This is a genomic window from Palleronia pontilimi (assembly GCF_016412875.1).
In the GTDB taxonomy this organism is placed as follows: domain Bacteria; phylum Pseudomonadota; class Alphaproteobacteria; order Rhodobacterales; family Rhodobacteraceae; genus Palleronia; species Palleronia pontilimi.
Genome location: NZ_JAEKPD010000007.1, coordinates 77,123 through 94,490 on the forward strand (window position 1 = coordinate 77,123; position 17,368 = coordinate 94,490).

A 17,368-nucleotide genomic window follows, 5' to 3' on the forward strand; every position below is an offset into this window, starting at 1 on the left:
CCGAATGAAGCCCCGGCATCGCGTCCGGGGCTTTTTCGTGCGGCGGGGCCGGGCAGGGCGGCGACTCAGTCGAAGGTCTCGGACGCCCCGATGCCCCAGAGCGCGGCCTTGCGGACCCAGCCCTTGTGCCCGCCCGTGCGCAGCCGACACCAATCGGGCAGGCAGCGGTCGACGCGCGCCACCACGCCCCGCCGGGCGCGGGCGTTCTCGGGCGCGCCCTCCACCGGTTTCATCAGCAGGGCGACCTCGTCGGCATGGACGATCGCGGTGCGCACCCCCGACAGCAGCGAGTAATGCACCCATCCGCCCATTCCGTCGGGGTCCTGCACCCGCCGCCAGTGGCCATGCTCGGCCGTGATCTTCAGCGGCAGGTCCTTGCGGCGGTAGATCCAGTCGACCCGGTGGCTCAGCGACGGGCCGCGCCGCACGTTGCCCTCGGTCGCCTTCATGGACACGAAGCGCGGCAGGGGCAGGTTCGTCTCGGATCCGCGCGCGCCGTCGGCCAGGACGGGGCCTGTCGGCGCCGCCAGCAGAACCACGGCGATCACCCACGCCGCCCGTACCCATGTCGCTGCCATCTGCCTGTCCGCCTGAACTGCCCGTTACCCGTCTTGCCGTCGTTGCGGCGCCGGGATCTGTCGCGGCCCCGTCTTCCGACTTGTGCCTTGTCCCGTTAGTCGTCAGTTTGCGCGAAACGACGGAAGATAGAAAGGCGAGGGGCGGAATCGATGGGATCTGAGCGGTTGAGTGTTGTCGTTACGCGACGGTTGCCCGAGGCGGTCGAGACGCGGCTGGCCGAGCTCTTCGATGTCGAGCTTCCGACCGAGGATCGGCCAATGTCGCGCGACGAGCTGATCGCCGCGGTCGGGCGTGCCGACGTGCTGGTTCCCACGATCACCGACGACATCGACGCGGCCTTGCTGGCGCGGGCGGGCACCCGGTTGAAGCTGATCGCGCAATACGGCGCGGGCGTGGACAATATCGACGTGGCCACGGCCCGGCAGCGCGGCATCCTGGTGTCGAACACCCCCGGCTCGACCACCGAGGACACCGCCGACATGACCGTCGCCCTGATCCTGGCGGTCAAGCGCCGCATCCCCGAAGGACTGGCCGTCATGCAAAGCGGCACCTGGCAGGGATGGGCGCCCAACGCGCATCTGGGCGGGCGCATTTCCGGCAAGCGGCTGGGGATCCTGGGCATGGGGCGGATCGGCCAGGCCGTGGCGCGGCGCGCGCAGGCCTTCGGGATGCAGGTCCACTACCACAACCGCACCCCGGTGCGCCCGCAGATCGAACAGGCGCTGGGCGCGACCTACCACGACAGCCTGGACCACATGCTCAGCCGGATCGACGTGCTGTCGGTGAACTGCCCGCACACGCCCGCCACCTTCCACCTGCTGAACGCGCGGCGGATCGCGCTGATGAAACCGTCGGCCGTGGTCGTCAACACGTCGCGCGGCGAAGTCATCGACGAGAACGCGCTGGCCCGCGCGGTGGAAGCGGGCGCGATCGCGGGCGCGGGGCTCGACGTGTTCGAGCACGGGGTCGAGGTCAATCCCAAGCTGCGCGCCCAGCCCAATGTGGTGCTGCTGCCGCATATGGGCTCGGCCACCCACGAAGGACGGCTGGAGATGGGCGAGAAGGTCATCATCAACATCAAGACCTTCGCCGACGGCCACCGCCCGCCCGATCAGGTGGTTCCCGGCAATTCCTGAAGCGGATCGCCGCGCTGCATCCCCGACGTGACGTCGGTCAGCCGCATCAGCGTGCAATAGGGGCGGTCGGTCCGGTCGCGGATCGGGTGCATTTCGCAGCGGATGAAACGCTGGCCCTGGGTCTCGACTGTGAAGGGATAGACATAGGCCGTGCTGCCATGCCTTAGGCAAGCCTCAAGCGCGGGCCCCGCCCGGTCTATATAGCGGCGCTTTCCGATCACCTGTTCGATATGCAGGTCAATCATCCGGGCGGGCGTCGTGTGGTTGAAGACCGCATTCGCATCGCTCACACCCAGATACCGGTCGGTCACGCTGACAGCGACCAACCGCTCGGTCGAGGCGGCGATATGCTGCGACAGCTCCAGGGGATCGGCGATCCCGCGCGCCACGTCCGCGAACGAGGCGCCGCGCCCCAGCCGCGGCACGCTCGGCTGCAGGTTCGCGTCGCGGGCGATCCCGTTCGACAGGTCCAGCGCGCGCTCCAGGTCGCGGCGTCCGGTCTCGGAATTCGGTGCGCGGGCCGAGCGATTGACGAAGAAGGCCACCATCTCGCACAACTCGTCTTTGGATTGCGCGACGTAATTCTCCAACTGGTCGTTCAGCTTCGACGCCTCGCGCACCAGGCTGACGTGAACGCGCGTCGATGCCTGTTCTCGCAAGGATGCGACCAGCTGAGCCTCGACCAATTTCAAGGCGCTCGCCATATGTCTGAATTGCAAACCCGTTCCCTCGCATTCACTCAATTCCGGCCCCAAAAACCGGTCCCCACCGAAACCTAGCATGCTTTTAGGCGAAATGTCGCCGATTATGCGCAGTGGAACATTCGGGGGCCGCCATGCTTTGGCCCCTTAGCAAAAGGAGGAAAGATCGATGAACTGGGACCAGATCGAAGGAAGCTGGAAGGAATTCAAAGGACGGGTTCAGCAGAAATGGGGAGAGTTGACCCACGACGAGCTGGACGAGGCCAAGGGGGACCGCGAGCGGCTTGAAGGGCTGATCCAGAAGAAATACGGGGTCACCAAGGAAGACGCGCGTCGCCAGATCGACGAGTGGATGGCCAAGCAATAATCGCGGCCGGGTGAAACGCACCGGGCGGGGCGGGACGGGTCCACGCGGCGCGTCGCCCCGTCCGGTCGCAAGGTCAGGCGAGGGACGCCTGTCGCAAAGGGATGGACGATGACTGCAACCTTGTCGGACCTGCCCTGGTGGAAGCGCGCGACCGGCTACCAGATCTATCCGCGCAGTTTCATGGACAGCGACGGCGACGGGGTGGGCGACATCCCCGGCATCGTGTCGCGGCTGGATCACCTGGCGGATCTGGGCGTGGGCTTCATCTGGCTCAGCCCGGTCTATGCCTCGCCCCAGCGCGACAACGGCTACGACATCAGCGACTACCGCGCGATCCATTCCGAATACGGCACGCTGGACGAATTCGACCGGCTGGTGGCCGAAGCGCGGGACCGCGGGATCGGCATCGTCATGGACCTGGTGGTCAACCATTCGTCCAGCGACCACGCGTGGTTCCAAGCCGCCGCAGCATCGCGCGACGCGCCCGAGCATGATTACTACGTCTGGCGCCAGGGGCGCCCCGGCGGACTGCCGCCCACCGACCGGCAGGCCATCTTCGGCGGGCCCGCCTGGACTTATGTCGGCGCGGTGGATGCGTGGTACCTGCACCTTTTCAGCCCCGGCCAGCCCGATCTGAACTGGGACAATCCCGCGTTGCGCGCCGAGATCTGGGACATGATGCGCTGGTGGATCGACCGCGGCATCGCGGGCTTCCGGATGGACGTGATCGACCTGATCGGCAAGGACGTGGATGCCGGGCATTTCGACGAAGGCCCGCATGTCTGGGACCGGCTGGACGAGATGCACGCCCAGGTTCTGGCCGGGCGGGACCTGCTGACCGTTGGCGAAAGCTGGGCGGTCAGCCGCGAGACCGTCGGGAACTACATCGGCAAGCCCGGTCCGCTGGCGATGATGTTCCATTTCGACCACGTGAAGCTGGGCTGGGACGACACGTTTCACAAATTCCGCCCGCGCGAGGTCACGCCGCTCATGCTGAAGCGCGAGATCATCGCCTGGCAGACGCATCTGCGGGACGACGGCTGGGACGCGCTGTTCCTGTCGAACCACGATCTGCCGCGGCAGGTATCGCGCTACGGCGACGACGGCGCGGATCGGGTGGCCTCGGCCAAAGCGCTGGCGACGATGCTGCATCTGCTGCGCGGCACGCCGTTCATCTACCAGGGCGAAGAGATCGGCATGACGAACTTTCACGCGGCCAGCCTGTCGGACGTGGCCGACCTGGAGGTCCACGGCCAGTACGACGGCATGATGGCAGCCGGGCTCGATCACGCGACCTTCATGGACGGGGTGAACCTGAACGGGCGCGACCATGCCCGGACGCCCATGCAGTGGGACGCGAGTGCATCGGCAGGGTTCACCGACGGGGTGCCGTGGATGACGCCGAACCCGAATTACCCGGGTCTGAACGTGGCCCGCGACCGGGCCGATCCGGACGGGCTTTTCGCGCATTACCGCGCGCTGACCCAATTGCGGCGCGCGCATCCGCTGATCGTCGAAGGCGGCTTCCAGGCCCATCTGGAAGATCACCCGGCGGTCTTCGCCTTCACCCGCGGGCACCGCGAAAAGCGGCTGTCGGTGCTGGTCAACCTGACCGGCCAACCGCAAAGCCTGACGGTGCCCGATGCCATGTGCGGCGCCGGAAAGCCGCTGGTCTGCACCCACGACACGCGGCACGGCCTTCAGGGCGACGTGCGGCTCGCCCCGTGGGAGGCCGTGGCGCTGCTTCGGGGCTAGGACCGGACTCTTAGAAGAGTCCGTTTCCGGATTTTTCAAAAAATCCGGCGCCCGGCCCAAGGGTCGCGCTGCGTGTCGGGGGTATTCAGCGGCCGGTCGGTGTCAGGCCGACGGTGCCTTCGTCTTGTAAACCTGGTCGTCCGTGGGGAAGCTGCGGTCGCGCACCTCGGCGGCATAGGCCTTGACCGAATTCTCGATCTCGGCGGCCAGGTTGCCGTAAACCTTCACGAATTTCGGTGGACGCGCGTTCAGGCCCAGCATGTCTTCGAGCACCAGGATCTGCCCGTCGCAGTTCGCCGATGCGCCGATGCCGATGGTGGGGATATCCACGGCCGCGGTGATCTTGTCGGCCAGCGGCTCGACCACGCCTTCCACGACCACCGCGAAGGCGCCCGCCTCGGCCACCGCCTGCGCGTCCTCGATGTGCAGCGGCCAGCTGTCCTCGTCGCGGCCTTGGGTCTTGAAGCCGCCCAGCGTGTGGCTGCTTTGCGGGGTGAGGCCGATATGGGCCATCACCGGGATGCCGCGCTGGGTCAGGAAATGGATCGTCTCGGCCATGCGCGTGCCGCCTTCGAGCTTCACCGCGCCGCACTGGGTTTCCTTCATGATGGTGGCCGCGTTGCGGAAGGCCATGTTCGGGCTTTCCTCGTAGCTGCCGAAGGGCATGTCCACCACGATCAGCGCGCGTTGCGTGCCCCGCACCACCGCGCGGCCATGCATGATCATCAGTTCCATGGGCACGCCCACGGTCGTCTCCATCCCGTGCATCACCATGCCCAAGCTGTCGCCCACCAGGATGAAATCGGCGTACTTGTCCACGATCGCCGCCGTGTGCGCGTGGTACGAGGTCAGCGACACGATGGGATCGCCCCCCTTGCGCGCGGCGATCTGGGGCGCCGTCATGCGGCGGACGGGCTTCGGGGCTTCGGTGCTCATGGACGGTCCTCAGGGCTGTATCACGCGGTTGTCGATCAGTAGCACATCGCCGAAACGCACGGCCAGCAGGATGACCACGGGCTGGTCCGGCGTGCCCGTGACGGGGGCGAGCGTTTCGGCGTCGCGGATGTCGATGGACGCGATATCGGCGCCCTCGGCGCGCTGCAGCCGGTCGCGCACCAGCTTGCGCATCTTGCCCACCGACACGCCCACATGGCCCTGCGCCGCGTTCAGCGCGTCGTTCAGGGCAGGGGCGGCGGCGCGGTGTTCGGGCGTCAGGCGCACGTTGCGCGACGACATGGCCAAGCCATCCGCCTCGCGCATGGTGGGCACGCCGACGATGCGCACCGGCACGTCCAGGTCGCGCACCATGGTGCGGATGACGCACAGTTGCTGGTAGTCCTTCTGCCCGAAGAACGCGGCGTCGGGCTGGGCCAGGTTCAGCAGCTTCGTCACCACCGTCGCCACGCCGCGGAAATGGCCCGGCCGGATGCGGCCGATCAGGATGCGCGCCAGGTGCGTCGTCTCGACGATGGTCTGGGCAGTCTCGTCGTACATCTCGTCGGCGCTGGGCATGAAGACCGCGGCGATACCTTCGGCTTCGAGCAGGCCAAGGTCCCGCTCGGCGGTGCGGGGATAGGTGGCGAGGTCTTCGTTGGGCCCGAACTGCGACGGGTTCACGAAGATGGTGGCCACGGTGTGATCCGTCTCGGACAGCGACCGGCGCACGAGGCTCAGATGCCCGTCATGCAGGGCCCCCATGGTCGGCACCAATCCCACCGTGCCGTCCAGCGCCGCACGGGCCGTGCGCAACTCCTGCTTGGTGCGACAGATCTTCATGGGCGCGCTCCGGCTTGGCCTGTCCTCGGCGATTTAGATGATTTTCCAATGGCTTCCAACGCGAAACGGCGTTGCAACCTGACGGCGATTGTGACGGGGGCGCCACAGCCCTGCCGCCACGTTATCCGGGCAGGATGAAGTTGCGCCACGAATATGCTAGAAAACACTCAATAAAAACAAGATTTGGGCAGGCTTCATAGTGGTGAAAGCGTCGAAGACGTTCGTCATCGCATGGTCTCAGACGGAAATTGACGGCGTGGCGGGGCTTCCGGTGGAAGCGCTCTCGGCCGGAATCGGCTGGTCCTGGACCGGCGAGGCGGTGTGTATTGACGGTTCGAACGATATTCTGGTCCTCACCGGGGCCGAAGGAAGCGACGATCTGCGGCAAAGGGCATCGCGCGCTGCGCATCGCGTGCTGCGGCGCGCAAGTGTCGATCTCGCTCGGCAGTCGCCCTGCGACGACGGCGATGCCCGCATCGAGCGCGACTTCACGGTTACCGATGGCACGCGACGGTTCCGCGTCGCGCTGATCGACACGGCCCGCGCCGCCCGCCCGCTGCTGATGTTCACCGATGCGGTCCCGCCCCGCGACCGCGAGCTCTGGGTCGTCACACCGCCGCGCAACCGGCGCGCCCGGCTGGTGGCGCGCAGCGACAGCGTCATCTGCTTCGTGCGCGGCACCCGGCTGCGGACCCCCGGTGGCTATGTCGCGGTCGAGGACCTGATGCCGGGCGACCGGCTTTCTACCCGCGACGACGGCCCGCAACAGGTCCAGTGGATCGGCCGACGCCACCTGTCGGGCGCGCGCCTGGCCGCCGATCCGCAATTGCGCCCGGTCCGCATCCGCAGCGGTGGCTTGGGCGGCCGCGATCCGCGCGGCGATCTTCTGGTGTCGCCCCGCCACCGGCTGCTGCTGCGGGGCAAACTGGCGGACGCCCTGTTTCGCACCCCCGAAGTGCTGGTCGAGGCCAAGGACCTGCTAAACGACCGCTCGATCACGGTCGACCATGGGGCGCGGTCGGTCGACTATTTCCACGTCCTGCTGCCCCGCCACCAGGTCGTCTGGGCCAACGGCGTGGCCAGCGAAAGCTTCCACCCCGCCCATGCCGGCCTGGACGAGCTGGACGCGCAGCAGGCGGAGGCGCTGGAGCGTGTCGTGCCCGGCCTGACCCAGCGGCCCGGCCTTTACGGCGACAGCGCGCGGCGCAGGCTTAGCGGCGCCGAGGCGGCGATCCTTCTGAGCGAGCAGCGCCTGGCCGGTTGACACCGCGCGGCACCCCCGTATAAGGCGCGCTTCATTGGTGTTGGCGGCCCCCGCAAGGGACAGCCTGTCGGCCGGGGATCGCAAGGCCCGCGGCAAAGGACAACGCCCTTTTGACACGACCAAAAGGAGATCAGCCGTGACCAAACGCACGTCTGCCAAGTACAAGCTCGACCGCCGCATGGGCGAAAACATCTGGGGTCGCCCCAAGTCGCCCGTCAACCGCCGCGAATACGGTCCCGGCCAGCACGGCCAGCGCCGCAAGGGCAAGATGTCGGATTTCGGCATCCAGCTGCGCGCCAAGCAAAAGCTTAAGGGCTATTACGGCGACCTGACCGAAAAGCAGTTCCGCCGCATCTTCGCCGAAGCCGAGCGGGTGCGCGGCGATACCGGCGAGAACCTGATCGGCCTGCTGGAAAAGCGCCTGGATGCCGTGGTCTATCGCGCCAAGTTCGTGCCCACCATCTTCGCCGCCCGCCAGTTCGTGAACCACGGACACGTCACGGTGAACGGCCAGCGCGTCAACATCCCGTCCTACCGCGTGAAGGAAGGCGACGTGATCGAGGTGCGCCAGAAGTCCAAGCAACTGGCCATCGTGCTGGAAGCCGCGGGCCTGCCCGAGCGGGACGTGCCCGACTACCTGGATGTCGATCACTCGAAGATGACCGCCACCTTCACCCGCGTGCCGGGCCTGGGCGACGTGCCCTACCCGGTGCAGATGGAGCCGAACCTGGTCATCGAATACTACGCCCAGAACTAGGGCGCAGCGCCAGTGCAGTTTCGGATCAGGCCGCCCCGCTTCGGGCGGCCTTTTTCGTGGGCGATTCCGCGCCCTCTATACCCCGTGCCCGACCGCGTCAAAAACGCGGTCGCGGCCACATGCGGCTGGTCAGGTGCGAGGTGGGACGTTAGAAGGCGCAGGAAAGAGGAAAGCAGCCCATGTCACACGCGATAGAGCCCAAGGCGGGCATCCTTGAAATCAGCCCTTACCAGGGCGGCGCAAGCCACGTCGAAGGCGTGTCCGACGTGGTGAAGCTGTCGTCCAACGAAAACCCCCTGGGCCCGCCCGAATCCGCGCGCGAGGCCCTGCGCCGCACCGCCCACCTGCTGCACCGCTACCCGTCCAGCGACCACGCCAGCCTGCGCCAGGCCATCGGCGAGGTCCACAAGCTCGACCCCGAGCGGCTGATCTGCGGCGCGGGCAGCGACGAGATCATCTCGATGATCTGCCAGGCCTATACCGGTCCGGGCACCGAGGTGATCCACACCGAGCACGGCTTCGCCATGTACCGCATCAGCGCGCTGGCCTCGGGCGCGACGCCCGTCGAGGTGCGCGAGCACGAGCGCAAGGTCGACGTGGACGCGATCCTCGACGCCGTCAGCTTCCGCACGCGGCTGGTCTTCGTGGCCAACCCCGCCAATCCCACCGGCACGATGCTGGGCAACAACGAGCTGGGCCGTCTGGCCGCCGAGCTGCCCGACCACGTGCTGCTGGTGCTCGACGGCGCCTATGCCGAATATGTCGAAGGCTACGATGGCGGCGCCAAGCTGGTGGACAAGCGCGAGAACGTCGTGATGACGCGCACCTTTTCCAAGATCTACGGGCTGGGCGGGTTGCGCGTCGGCTGGGCCTACGCCCCCGCCCACGTGATCGACGTGCTCAACCGGGTGCGCGGCCCCTTTAACGTGGGCGAGCCGCAGCTTGCCGCCGCCGAAGCCGCCGTGCGCGACCGCGAATTCGTCGAGCGCAGCCGCGCCGAGAACTCGCGGATGCGGACGTGGCTGGCCAAGGCGCTGGCCGAGCTGGGCGTCATGTCCGACACGTCCACGGCGAATTTCGTGCTGGCGCGTTTCGACAACGAGGCCGAGGCCAACGCCTGCGAAGACCACCTGCGCGCCGAAGGCCTGCTGGTGCGCCGGGTGGCGGGCTACAAGCTGCCCAATTGCCTGCGCATCACCGTCGGCGACGAGGCGTCGTGCCGCCGGGTCGTCCATTCCATCGCCCAGTTCAAGGGCCAGGACGGGTGAGCCAACTCTACGACCGGGTGGCGCTGATCGGGCTGGGCCTGATCGCGGGCTCGATGGCGCTGGCGATGAAGCGCGCGGGTCTCGCGGGAGAAATCGTCGGCACCGCGCGGTCGGGAGAAACCCGCGACATCGCTCTGGCGCGGGGCCTCTGCGACCAGGTCTTCGACACCGCGGCCGACGCCGTGGCGGGCGCCGACCTGGTGGTGCTGGCCGTGCCGGTGGGCGCCATGGCCAGCGTCGCGGCCGAGATCGGGCCGCACCTGCAGGCGGGCGCCACGGTCACCGACGTGGGCTCGGTCAAGCGCGCGGTGATCGACGCGGTGGCGCCGCATATCCCCGACGGCGTGATCTTCATTCCGGGCCACCCGCTGGCGGGCACCGAGCAATCCGGCCCGGACGCGGGCTTCGCCGAGCTCTTCGACGGCCGCTACACGCTGCTCATCGACGAGGGCGTCGAGGCCGAGCCGCTGGAGCGGCTGGCGACGCTCTGGCGCGGCATGGGCGCCCATGTGGACGTGATGGATGCCGACCACCACGACCTGGTGCTCGCCGTGACCAGCCATTCGCCGCACCTGATCGCCTATACCATGGTGGGCGTGGCCGACGACCTGAGCCGCGTCACCGACAGCGAGGTCATCAAGTATTCCGCCGCCGGTTTCCGCGACTTCACCCGCATCGCGGCCAGCGACCCGGTGATGTGGCGTGACGTGTTCCTGAACAACAAGGATGCGACGCTGGAAATCCTGGGCCGGTTCACCGAAGAACTCTTTGCCCTTCAACGCGCCATCCGAACCGGAGACGGGGACATGCTGCACGACTACTTCACCCGCACCCGCGCCATCCGCCGCGGCATCGTCGAGGCCGGACAGGACACCGGCGCGCCCGATTTCGGGCGGGGGCCGAAGCCATGAGGGCGGTGGCCTTGCTGTTGGCCGTGGCGCTGGCGCTGACCTCGTGCGGCCGCGTCACCGACATGGTCAGCCGCAAGAACGTGGCCGATCTGCCCGGCATGGCGCTTTGCGGCGACCCGGCGATCCGCGGCGAAGTGCTGCCGCCGATCGACGATGCGGGGGTCTGCGGCATCGACGACCCGGTGCGGGTCAGCAGCGTGTCGGGCGTGGTGCTGTCGCAATCGGCGATGCTGGATTGCTCGGCGGCCCGCAGCCTGCGCCAATGGGTCGACGGCGTGGCGAAACCCGCCGTGGGCAGGCGCGGCGGCGGCCTGTCGGGACTGCGCGTGGCCGCGCATTACGCCTGCCGCACCCGCAACAACCAGAGCGGCGCGAAAGTGTCCGAGCATGGCAAGGGCCGCGCCATCGACATCTCGGCCATCTCGCTGAAGGACGGCGAGACGATCACCGTGCTCGACCATTGGTCGACGCTCCGGCGCGGGCGGCTTCTGCGCAAGCTGCACGGCGGGGCCTGCGGCCCGTTCGGCACCGTGCTGGGCCCGAAATCCGACCGCTTCCACCGCGATCACTTCCATTTCGACACGGCCAGCTACCGCTCGGGGCCCTATTGCCGCTGAAACTGCTACTCAGGCCTCGGTGAAGCGCGCCAGAAGCAGCGCCTCGGGCCGCGACGCCACGGTGGACCGGGTGGCGCGGCCTTCCACCGCGCGCGCCAGTTCGGGAAAGATCGACAGGATCTCGGCACGCTGGTCGCGGGTCAGCGCCTTCAGCCCCATCTCGCCCAGATACAGGCTTTCGCTCTGCAGATCGGCGGTGAAGACCACGTCGTGCGCGTCCAGCATGATGTGGAAATACTCGACCGTGTCGCCCTCCGTCTCCCGCGTGATCGCGTCCCCGTCGACCAGGTGGATCGCGGGCACCAGCACCTCCATCATGCCGCAGTAAAGCTCGGCCCGGTGCCCGTCGACCAGGATCCGGTGCTGGGGCGACACGGCGATGTCGCGCGACGGCACGCCCGCGCGCAACGCGCCCGCCTGCAGCCGCACCGGCCGGTTGCGCGGCGTGGCGGGCATGATCGAATGGCCGATCCAGCGGATTTCCTGGTAGCCGCCGTGGCGGGTCAGCACCTCGTCGCCCACGTCGAGATCCTCGATCATCCGCTCGCCCTGCCGCGTCAGGATCGGCGTGCCGCGGGTGAAGCAGGGCAGGGTGGCCTCGTCCAGCTGGACGCTGCCGGTCAGCCGTCCCGACGCGTTCGGGAAGTCGGGCAGCACGAAATAGATCTGCCCCCCCGACGACAGCAGCAGGTAATCGGGCGGGTCGTCGGCCGAGAATTCGTCGAAGTTGCGGAAGAAGTTGTTGTTGCGCGTGTCCGACACGCTGCCGCGCGACACGATGCTGTAGGGCTGCGTGGTCGCGCCGCCATCCAGGCTCAGCGTGTTGCCGCTCAGGATGTCGCCGTCGATGGTGATCCGCACGTCGCCCAGACTGTCCGTGGTCTGGAAACGAAAGGGGCCATTTGTCCGTACTGTCCCCGTTACACTGTTGAATGTCGCCATGAAGCGCCCTCGGCCATGGAAGTTACCATGACCAAGAACGCTTCACCCAAAGTTGTCGCTCGTCAAGCGTGGCTAGGCCTTGGGATAGCCGATGGCGGCAATTCGCTCGCGCAGCTCGTCCAAGATCGCCGGGTCGTCGATGGTCGCGGGCGTCTTGAAATTCTCGCCGTCGGCGATCTTGGCCATGGTGGCGCGCAGCGTCTTGCCCGAGCGCGTCTTCGGCAACCGGTCCACCACCACCGCCAGCTTGAAGGCCGCCACCGGCCCGATCTTGTCGCGCACCAGCTGCACGACCTCTTTGACGACCTGCTCGTGCGGCGTGTCGCAATCGCGGCCGAGCGTCAGGAAGCCCATGGGCAACTGGCCCTTCAGATCGTCCGCCACGCCCACGACCGCGCATTCCGCCACCGCCGGGTGGGTGGCCAGCACCTCTTCCATCAGCCCGGTGGACAGCCGGTGGCCCGCCACGTTGATGACGTCGTCGGTGCGCGCCATGATCCACAGGTAGCCGTCCGCGTCCTTGCGGCCCGCATCGCCGGTCTCGTAATAGCCCGGAAAGCTGTTCAGATACGCCTTCCGGAACCGGTCCTCGGCGTGCCAAAGCGTCGGCAGCGTGCCCGGCGGCAGCGGCAGTTTCACCGCGATGGCGCCCAGCTCGCCGTCGGGCAGCTCGGCGCCGTCCTCGCCCAGGATATGCACCTCGTAGCCCGGCATGGGCACGGTGGGCGAGCCCAGCTTCACCGGCAGCGGCTCGATCCCCACGGGGTTGCCGACGATGGTCCAGCCGGTTTCGGTCTGCCACCAATGGTCGTAGACCGGCTTGCCCGACACGTCCTGCAGCCATTCGATGGTGTCCGGATCCGCCCGCTCGCCCGCCAGGTAGATCTGGCGCAGGTGGCCCAGGTCGTGGCCCTGCATGTGCCGGGCCTCGGGGTCCTCGCGCCGGATCGCGCGGAACGCGGTGGGCGCGGTGAAGAAGCTTGCGACCTTGTGCTCGGCCATGACGCGCCAGAAGGTGCTGGCGTCGGGCGTGCCCACGGGCTTGCCCTCGAACACCACGGTGGTGTTGCCATGGATCAGCGGCGCGTAGGTGATGTAGCTGTGGCCCACCACCCAACCCACGTCCGACGCGGCCCAGAAGACCTCGCCCGGATCGACGCCGTAGATGTTCTTCATCGACCAGTTCAGCGCCACCAGGTGCCCGCCGGTGTCGCGAACGACGCCCTTGGGCTGGCCGGTCGTGCCGCTGGTATACAGGATATAGCACGGATGGCTGCCCTCGACCGGGACGCAATCGGCGGGGGACACGCCCTCCTGCGCCGCGACCCAATCCACGTCACGCCCCTCAATCAGCTCGGCGCGCTGCTGGTCGCGCTGGAAGATGATGCAGAACTCGGGCGTGTGGGCGGCCTGGTCGATGGCCGCGTCCAGCAGCGGCTTGTAGGCGACCGTGCGGTTCGGCTCGATCCCGCACGAGCCCGCGATGATCGCCTTGGGCTTGGCGTCGTCGATCCGCGTGGCCAGCTCGGATGCGGCGAAACCGCCGAACACCACCGAATGGATCGCGCCGATCCGGGTGCAGGCCAGCATGGCGATCACGGCCTCGGGCACCATGGGCATGTAGATGATGACCCGGTCGCCCTTTTCCACGCCGCGGGCTTCCAGCGCCCCCGCGACCGACGCGCAGCGATCGCGCAGCTCGGCGAAGGTGATCTTCTGCTGCGCGCCCGTCACCGGGCTGTCCCAGATGATCGCCACCTGATCGGCGCGGCCGTCCTCCACGTGGCGGTCCACGGCGTTGTAGCAGGTATTGGTCAGCCCGTCGGCGAACCACGCATAGATCGGCGCCTTGCTGTCATCGAGCGCGCGGCTCGGCGCCCGATCCCAGTGGATCGCCTGCGCCTGCTCCATCCACCAGCCGTCGGGGTCGGCCTTCCAGGCGGCATAGGTGTCTGCGTAGCTGGTCATGGCGATCCCTCCCTCGTTTGCGGCAAATAAAGCCGACGCGCCGCGCCGGAACAAGTGGCTCCTTGGTCCCGCCCCGAAAGGACCACTGCCCGGATCGTCGAAATCCGACATTCATGGCGAAAACGGACCAGCCGGGACGGCGCTCTTGCACGATACTCGGCTGCACGGGGTGGCGCGCGGCGGTCGCGGCCGCCCGCGTCCAAGGATGCCAGCCATGAGCGACAAGAACCCCAAGAAGAAGATGAAACCGGCGCGCCCGGCGCCCAAGCCCGAACCTGTCGCACCGGTCGCGGCGAAACAGCCGAAGAAAGGCAAGTAGACCCGCGCCCGCGGACAAGCGCGGCCGGAACGGCTCCCCGCGCGCGGCCAGCCCCGGCCCCCTTCTTCATCTTTCCCCAAATACCTTGCGGGGGGCCGCGCAGCGGCGGGGGTGCAAAACCCCCTCCGACGCTCAGCCGTAATGCGCCACCGGCGTGCCCGCGATGGCCGACACGTTCAGCAATCCGCGCGCGGTGATCGAGCTGGTGACGATATGGGCCTTGTTGCCCATGCCCATCAGGATCGGGCCGACCTCCAGCCCCGACGCTTTCATCTTCAGGATGTTGCGCACGCCCGACGCGGCATCGGTATTGGCGAAGATCAGCGTGTTGGCCGCGCCCTCCATCCGTGAATTGGGAAAGATCCGCGCGCGCAGCTCGCCGTCGAGCGCGGCATCGGCATGCATCTCGCCCTCGTAGCAGAAGTCGCGGGGGCGGCTGTCCAGGATCTCCAGCGCGGCGCGCATCCGGATGCCGGTGTCGCAGTCGAAATTGCCGAATTGCGAATGGCTGCACAGCGCGATCTTGGGCTCCACCCCGAAGCGGCGCACGTGGCGCGCGCTGGCCACGACCGAATCGGCGATCTGCTGGGGCGTGGGCTGCGGGTTCACATGGGTGTCACCCACGAAAAGCGGCCCGTCCTCCAGGATCATCAGCGACAGCGCGCCCACGGGATGCAGCTCCTTCGAGCCCAGCACCTGGCTGATGTAGTTCAGGTGCCACAGGTACTGCCCGAACGTGCCGCAGATCATCGAATCGGCCTCGTCGCGCTGCACCATGATGGCGCCGATGGCGGTCGTGTTGGTCCGCATGATCGCCTTGGCCAGGTCCGGCGTGACCCCGCGCCGTTCCATGATGGCGTGATAGGTCTGCCAGTAATCGCGGTAGCGGGCGTCGTTTTCCGGGTTCACCGTCTCGAAATCCGTGCCCGCGCGCAGTTGCAGCCCCGCGCGCTCGGCGCGCAGCTCGATCACCTCGGGGCGGCCGATCAGGATCGGCCGGTCGGTGGTTTCTTCCAGCATGGCGTGGGCGGCGCGCAGCACGCGCTCGTCCTCGCCTTCGGTGAAGACGATGCGGCGGGGCTGGGTGGCCGCGGCCTCGAACACCGGCCGCATGATCATGGCCGAGCGGAACACCGACCCGTCGAGCTTGCGCTTGTAGGCCGTCAGATCCTCGATCGGGCGCTCGGCCACGCCGCTTTCCATGGCCGCCTTGGCCACGGCGGTGGCCACCACGCCCATCAGGCGCGGATCGAAGGGCTTGGGGATCAGGTAGTCGGGTCCGAAGGTCAGCTGCTCGCCCTGGTAGGCGGCGGCGGCTTCGGCGCTGGTGGTCTTGCGGGCAAGCTCGGCGATGCCCTCGACGCAGGCGATCTTCATCTCGTCGTTGATGACCGTGGCGCCCGCATCCAGCGCGCCGCGGAAGATGAAGGGAAAGCACAATACGTTGTTGACCTGGTTGGGAAAATCCGACCGCCCGGTGGCGATCAGCGCGCGCGGCGCCACGGCGCGGGCCTCCTCGGGGTCGATCTCGGGCGTGGGATTGGCCAGGGCGAAGATGATCGGCGCGTCGGCCATGCGCTGGACCATCTCGGGCTTCAGCACGCCGGGCCCCGACAGCCCCAGAAACAGGTCCGCCCCGTCGATCACGTCACCCAACGACCGCGGCCCGCCCGGCTGGGCGTACTCGGCCTTTTGCGGGGTCATGTCCGCCTCGCGGCCCTCGTGGACCAGTCCTTCGATGTCGCAGAGCCAGACGTTCTCGCGCCGGACCCCCAGCTTCAGCAGCATGTTCAGGCAGGCGATGCCCGCGGCCCCGCCGCCGGTGGACACGATCTTGATGTCCTCGAAACGCTTGCCCGCCACCCGCAGCGCGTTGGTGGCCGCGGCCCCCACGACGATGGCCGTGCCGTGTTGGTCGTCGTGGAAGACGGGGATGTTCATCCGCTCGCGGCAGAGCTTTTCGACGATAAAGCAGTCGGGCGCCTTGATGTCTTCCAGGTTGATCGCGCCGAAGGTCGGCTCCAACGCGCAGACGATATCGGCCAGTTTCTCGGGGTCAGGCTCGTTCAGCTCGATATCGAAACAGTCGATATTGGCGAATTTCTTGAACAGGACGGCCTTGCCCTCCATCACCGGCTTGGACGCCAGACCGCCGATATTGCCAAGGCCCAGCACCGCCGATCCGTTGGTGACCACGCCCACCAGGTTGCCCCGCGTGGTGTAGTCGCGGGCGGTGTCGGGATCCGCCTTGATCTCGAGACAGGCCTCGGCCACGCCGGGCGAATAGGCGCGCGACAGGTCGCGGCCATTGGCCAGCGGCTTGGTGGCGCGGATCTCCAGTTTGCCGGGTCGGGGATTGCGGTGATAGTCCAGAGCGGCGACGCGCAACGCCGCCTTCTTGTCGTCGTCGCTCATCTTCCGCTCCCCCCTGGTGTTCCGGACCTTCAGGGATAGAGCCTTCGCCAGATGTTGGGAAGAGCGGTCGCGGTCAGCCGCCGCGGCCGGTCTGCGATTGCAGTTCGTCGATCCGTTTCGACGCCTGCGCCTTGGTCAGGCCGGTGTCGAACTCCTCGCCCGCCTCTTCGCAGAGCGTCTTCAGGTACGACGCCTGCGCACCGGTCATCGCCTCGTCGCCGGTCACCCAGTCGTCCACCGGCTTGTCGGCATTGCCCGGCGCGTCGGTCTTCGGCGTGTCTGTCATCTCGGCCATGGTCTCACCCGTTCATTTTGTTCACTCTATGTTCACAAACGTGTCCGGGCGCATCGGGTTCCCGGCCCCCTCAGGCCTTTTTCAGCATCTCGATGCGGGCCGCCGCCTGGTCCTGGGTCAGCGTGCCGTCGAAGGCTTCGTCGTGCTTTTCGCAGAGCTGCCGCAGCTCGGCGGCCTGCTTGTCGGTCATCGGCGCGTTGCCGTCGGGGTTCTCGCCCGAGGCGACCGCGCCCGCGATCGGGAAGGACGCGACGTCCATGGGATCGTGCTTCTTGCCGTCGTCTTTCTGTGCCATTTC

At 67.7% G+C, this 17,368-nt stretch carries 17 protein-coding genes; 8 read left to right on the forward strand and 9 right to left on the reverse strand.

Features of this window, described 5'->3' with window-relative positions; all coding sequences use genetic code 11:
• Nucleotides 1-65: 65 nt before the first annotated feature.
• Nucleotides 66-578, reverse strand: a complete 513-nt coding sequence (locus tag ILP92_RS07530; protein ID WP_198915770.1) for an SH3 domain-containing protein — start codon at nucleotides 576-578, stop codon at nucleotides 66-68.
• 150 nt (nucleotides 579-728) lie between these two features.
• Between ILP92_RS07530 and ILP92_RS07535 the strand changes: the two genes are divergently transcribed.
• Entirely contained in the window at nucleotides 729-1,715 is a 987-nt protein-coding gene (locus ILP92_RS07535; protein WP_198915771.1) for a 2-hydroxyacid dehydrogenase, read from the forward strand.
• Here the strand turns inward: ILP92_RS07535 and ILP92_RS07540 are convergent.
• Nucleotides 1,691-2,407: a hypothetical protein gene (locus ILP92_RS07540; protein ID WP_198915772.1), complete on the reverse strand. Its 717-nt coding sequence runs from the start codon at nucleotides 2,405-2,407 to the stop codon at nucleotides 1,691-1,693. The two genes, ILP92_RS07535 and ILP92_RS07540, sit on opposite strands and share 25 nt — an antisense overlap.
• A gap of 178 nt (nucleotides 2,408-2,585) precedes the next feature.
• On the opposite strand from ILP92_RS07540, the gene ILP92_RS07545 reads away from it, so the two are divergent.
• Both ILP92_RS07545 and ILP92_RS07550 read left to right on the forward strand, forming a co-directional pair.
• Nucleotides 2,586-2,783, forward strand: a complete 198-nt coding sequence (locus tag ILP92_RS07545; RefSeq protein ID WP_198915773.1) for a CsbD family protein — start codon at nucleotides 2,586-2,588, stop codon at nucleotides 2,781-2,783.
• Nucleotides 2,784-2,891: 108 nt separating this feature from the next.
• Nucleotides 2,892-4,538: an alpha-glucosidase gene (locus tag ILP92_RS07550; RefSeq protein WP_198915774.1), complete on the forward strand. Its 1,647-nt coding sequence runs from the start codon at nucleotides 2,892-2,894 to the stop codon at nucleotides 4,536-4,538.
• 102 nt (nucleotides 4,539-4,640) lie between these two features.
• Here the strand turns inward: ILP92_RS07550 and panB are convergent, their stop codons facing one another.
• Together panB and panC are read right to left on the reverse strand one after the other, a co-directional pair.
• The gene (gene panB / locus ILP92_RS07555) at nucleotides 4,641-5,474 is read right to left on the reverse strand and encodes a 3-methyl-2-oxobutanoate hydroxymethyltransferase (RefSeq protein ID WP_198915775.1); all 834 of its coding nucleotides are present in this window, start codon (nucleotides 5,472-5,474) and stop codon (nucleotides 4,641-4,643) included.
• A gap of 9 nt (nucleotides 5,475-5,483) precedes the next feature.
• Nucleotides 5,484-6,314 carry a pantoate--beta-alanine ligase gene (panC, locus tag ILP92_RS07560; RefSeq protein WP_198915776.1) on the reverse strand — a complete coding sequence of 277 codons (831 nt, stop codon included), beginning with the start codon at nucleotides 6,312-6,314 and terminating at the stop codon, nucleotides 5,484-5,486.
• 256 nt (nucleotides 6,315-6,570) lie between these two features.
• Between panC and ILP92_RS07565 the strand changes: the two genes are divergently transcribed.
• From ILP92_RS07565 to ILP92_RS07585, 5 genes are all read left to right on the forward strand, one after another.
• Nucleotides 6,571-7,578, forward strand: coding sequence for a Hint domain-containing protein (locus tag ILP92_RS07565; protein WP_368667854.1), 1,008 nt, complete (start codon nucleotides 6,571-6,573; stop codon nucleotides 7,576-7,578).
• Between the two features lie 136 nt (nucleotides 7,579-7,714).
• Nucleotides 7,715-8,335 (forward strand): 30S ribosomal protein S4, encoded by a 621-nt coding sequence (gene rpsD, locus ILP92_RS07570; RefSeq protein ID WP_198915777.1) that lies wholly within the window; start codon nucleotides 7,715-7,717, stop codon nucleotides 8,333-8,335.
• 179 nt (nucleotides 8,336-8,514) lie between these two features.
• On the forward strand, nucleotides 8,515-9,603 hold the full coding sequence (gene hisC, locus ILP92_RS07575) for a histidinol-phosphate transaminase (protein ID WP_198915778.1): 1,089 nt from the start codon (nucleotides 8,515-8,517) through the stop codon (nucleotides 9,601-9,603).
• Nucleotides 9,600-10,514 (forward strand): prephenate/arogenate dehydrogenase family protein, encoded by a 915-nt coding sequence (locus tag ILP92_RS07580; protein WP_198915779.1) that lies wholly within the window; start codon nucleotides 9,600-9,602, stop codon nucleotides 10,512-10,514. The genes hisC and ILP92_RS07580 overlap by 4 nt, the downstream gene beginning before the upstream one ends.
• A complete protein-coding gene (locus ILP92_RS07585) occupies nucleotides 10,511-11,131 on the forward strand; it encodes an extensin-like domain-containing protein (protein WP_198915780.1) in 621 nt (206 codons plus the stop codon). The genes ILP92_RS07580 and ILP92_RS07585 overlap by 4 nt, the downstream gene beginning before the upstream one ends.
• Nucleotides 11,132-11,140: 9 nt before the next feature.
• Here ILP92_RS07585 and ILP92_RS18700 read toward each other — a convergent pair whose 3' ends face one another.
• From ILP92_RS18700 to ILP92_RS07610, 5 genes are all read right to left on the reverse strand, one after another.
• Nucleotides 11,141-11,992: a Hint domain-containing protein gene (locus ILP92_RS18700; RefSeq protein WP_198915781.1), complete on the reverse strand. Its 852-nt coding sequence runs from the start codon at nucleotides 11,990-11,992 to the stop codon at nucleotides 11,141-11,143.
• 153 nt (nucleotides 11,993-12,145) lie between these two features.
• Nucleotides 12,146-14,041, reverse strand: a complete 1,896-nt coding sequence (locus tag ILP92_RS07595) for a propionyl-CoA synthetase (RefSeq protein ID WP_198915782.1) — start codon at nucleotides 14,039-14,041, stop codon at nucleotides 12,146-12,148.
• A 451-nt stretch (nucleotides 14,042-14,492) separates the two neighbouring features.
• Nucleotides 14,493-16,775, reverse strand: a complete 2,283-nt coding sequence (locus ILP92_RS07600) for an NADP-dependent malic enzyme (protein ID WP_198915783.1) — start codon at nucleotides 16,773-16,775, stop codon at nucleotides 14,493-14,495.
• A 73-nt stretch (nucleotides 16,776-16,848) separates the two neighbouring features.
• Nucleotides 16,849-17,070, reverse strand: a complete 222-nt coding sequence (locus ILP92_RS07605) for a DUF3072 domain-containing protein (protein WP_198915784.1) — start codon at nucleotides 17,068-17,070, stop codon at nucleotides 16,849-16,851.
• Between the two features lie 70 nt (nucleotides 17,071-17,140).
• On the reverse strand, nucleotides 17,141-17,365 hold the full coding sequence (locus ILP92_RS07610; protein WP_198915785.1) for a DUF3072 domain-containing protein: 225 nt from the start codon (nucleotides 17,363-17,365) through the stop codon (nucleotides 17,141-17,143).
• Nucleotides 17,366-17,368: the final 3 nt, after the last annotated feature.

Excerpts from the sequence above, each read along its gene's own strand:
- ILP92_RS07595 (WP_198915782.1), bottom strand. The coding sequence starts at position 14,041 with ATGACCAGCTACGCAGACACCTATGCCGCCTGGAAGGCCGACCCCGAC.
- ILP92_RS07585 (WP_198915780.1), top strand. The coding sequence starts at position 10,511 with ATGAGGGCGGTGGCCTTGCTGTTGGCCGTGGCGCTGGCGCTGACCTCG.
- ILP92_RS07550 (WP_198915774.1), top strand. The coding sequence starts at position 2,892 with ATGACTGCAACCTTGTCGGACCTGCCCTGGTGGAAGCGCGCGACCGGC.
- ILP92_RS07605 (WP_198915784.1), bottom strand. The coding sequence starts at position 17,070 with ATGGCCGAGATGACAGACACGCCGAAGACCGACGCGCCGGGCAATGCC.
- ILP92_RS07530 (WP_198915770.1), bottom strand. The coding sequence starts at position 578 with ATGGCAGCGACATGGGTACGGGCGGCGTGGGTGATCGCCGTGGTTCTG.
- ILP92_RS07600 (WP_198915783.1), bottom strand. The coding sequence starts at position 16,775 with ATGAGCGACGACGACAAGAAGGCGGCGTTGCGCGTCGCCGCTCTGGAC.
- hisC (WP_198915778.1), top strand. The coding sequence starts at position 8,515 with ATGTCACACGCGATAGAGCCCAAGGCGGGCATCCTTGAAATCAGCCCT.
- ILP92_RS07535 (WP_198915771.1), top strand. The coding sequence starts at position 729 with ATGGGATCTGAGCGGTTGAGTGTTGTCGTTACGCGACGGTTGCCCGAG.
- ILP92_RS07545 (WP_198915773.1), top strand. The coding sequence starts at position 2,586 with ATGAACTGGGACCAGATCGAAGGAAGCTGGAAGGAATTCAAAGGACGG.
- ILP92_RS07610 (WP_198915785.1), bottom strand. The coding sequence starts at position 17,365 with ATGGCACAGAAAGACGACGGCAAGAAGCACGATCCCATGGACGTCGCG.
- panC (WP_198915776.1), bottom strand. The coding sequence starts at position 6,314 with ATGAAGATCTGTCGCACCAAGCAGGAGTTGCGCACGGCCCGTGCGGCG.
- panB (WP_198915775.1), bottom strand. The coding sequence starts at position 5,474 with ATGAGCACCGAAGCCCCGAAGCCCGTCCGCCGCATGACGGCGCCCCAG.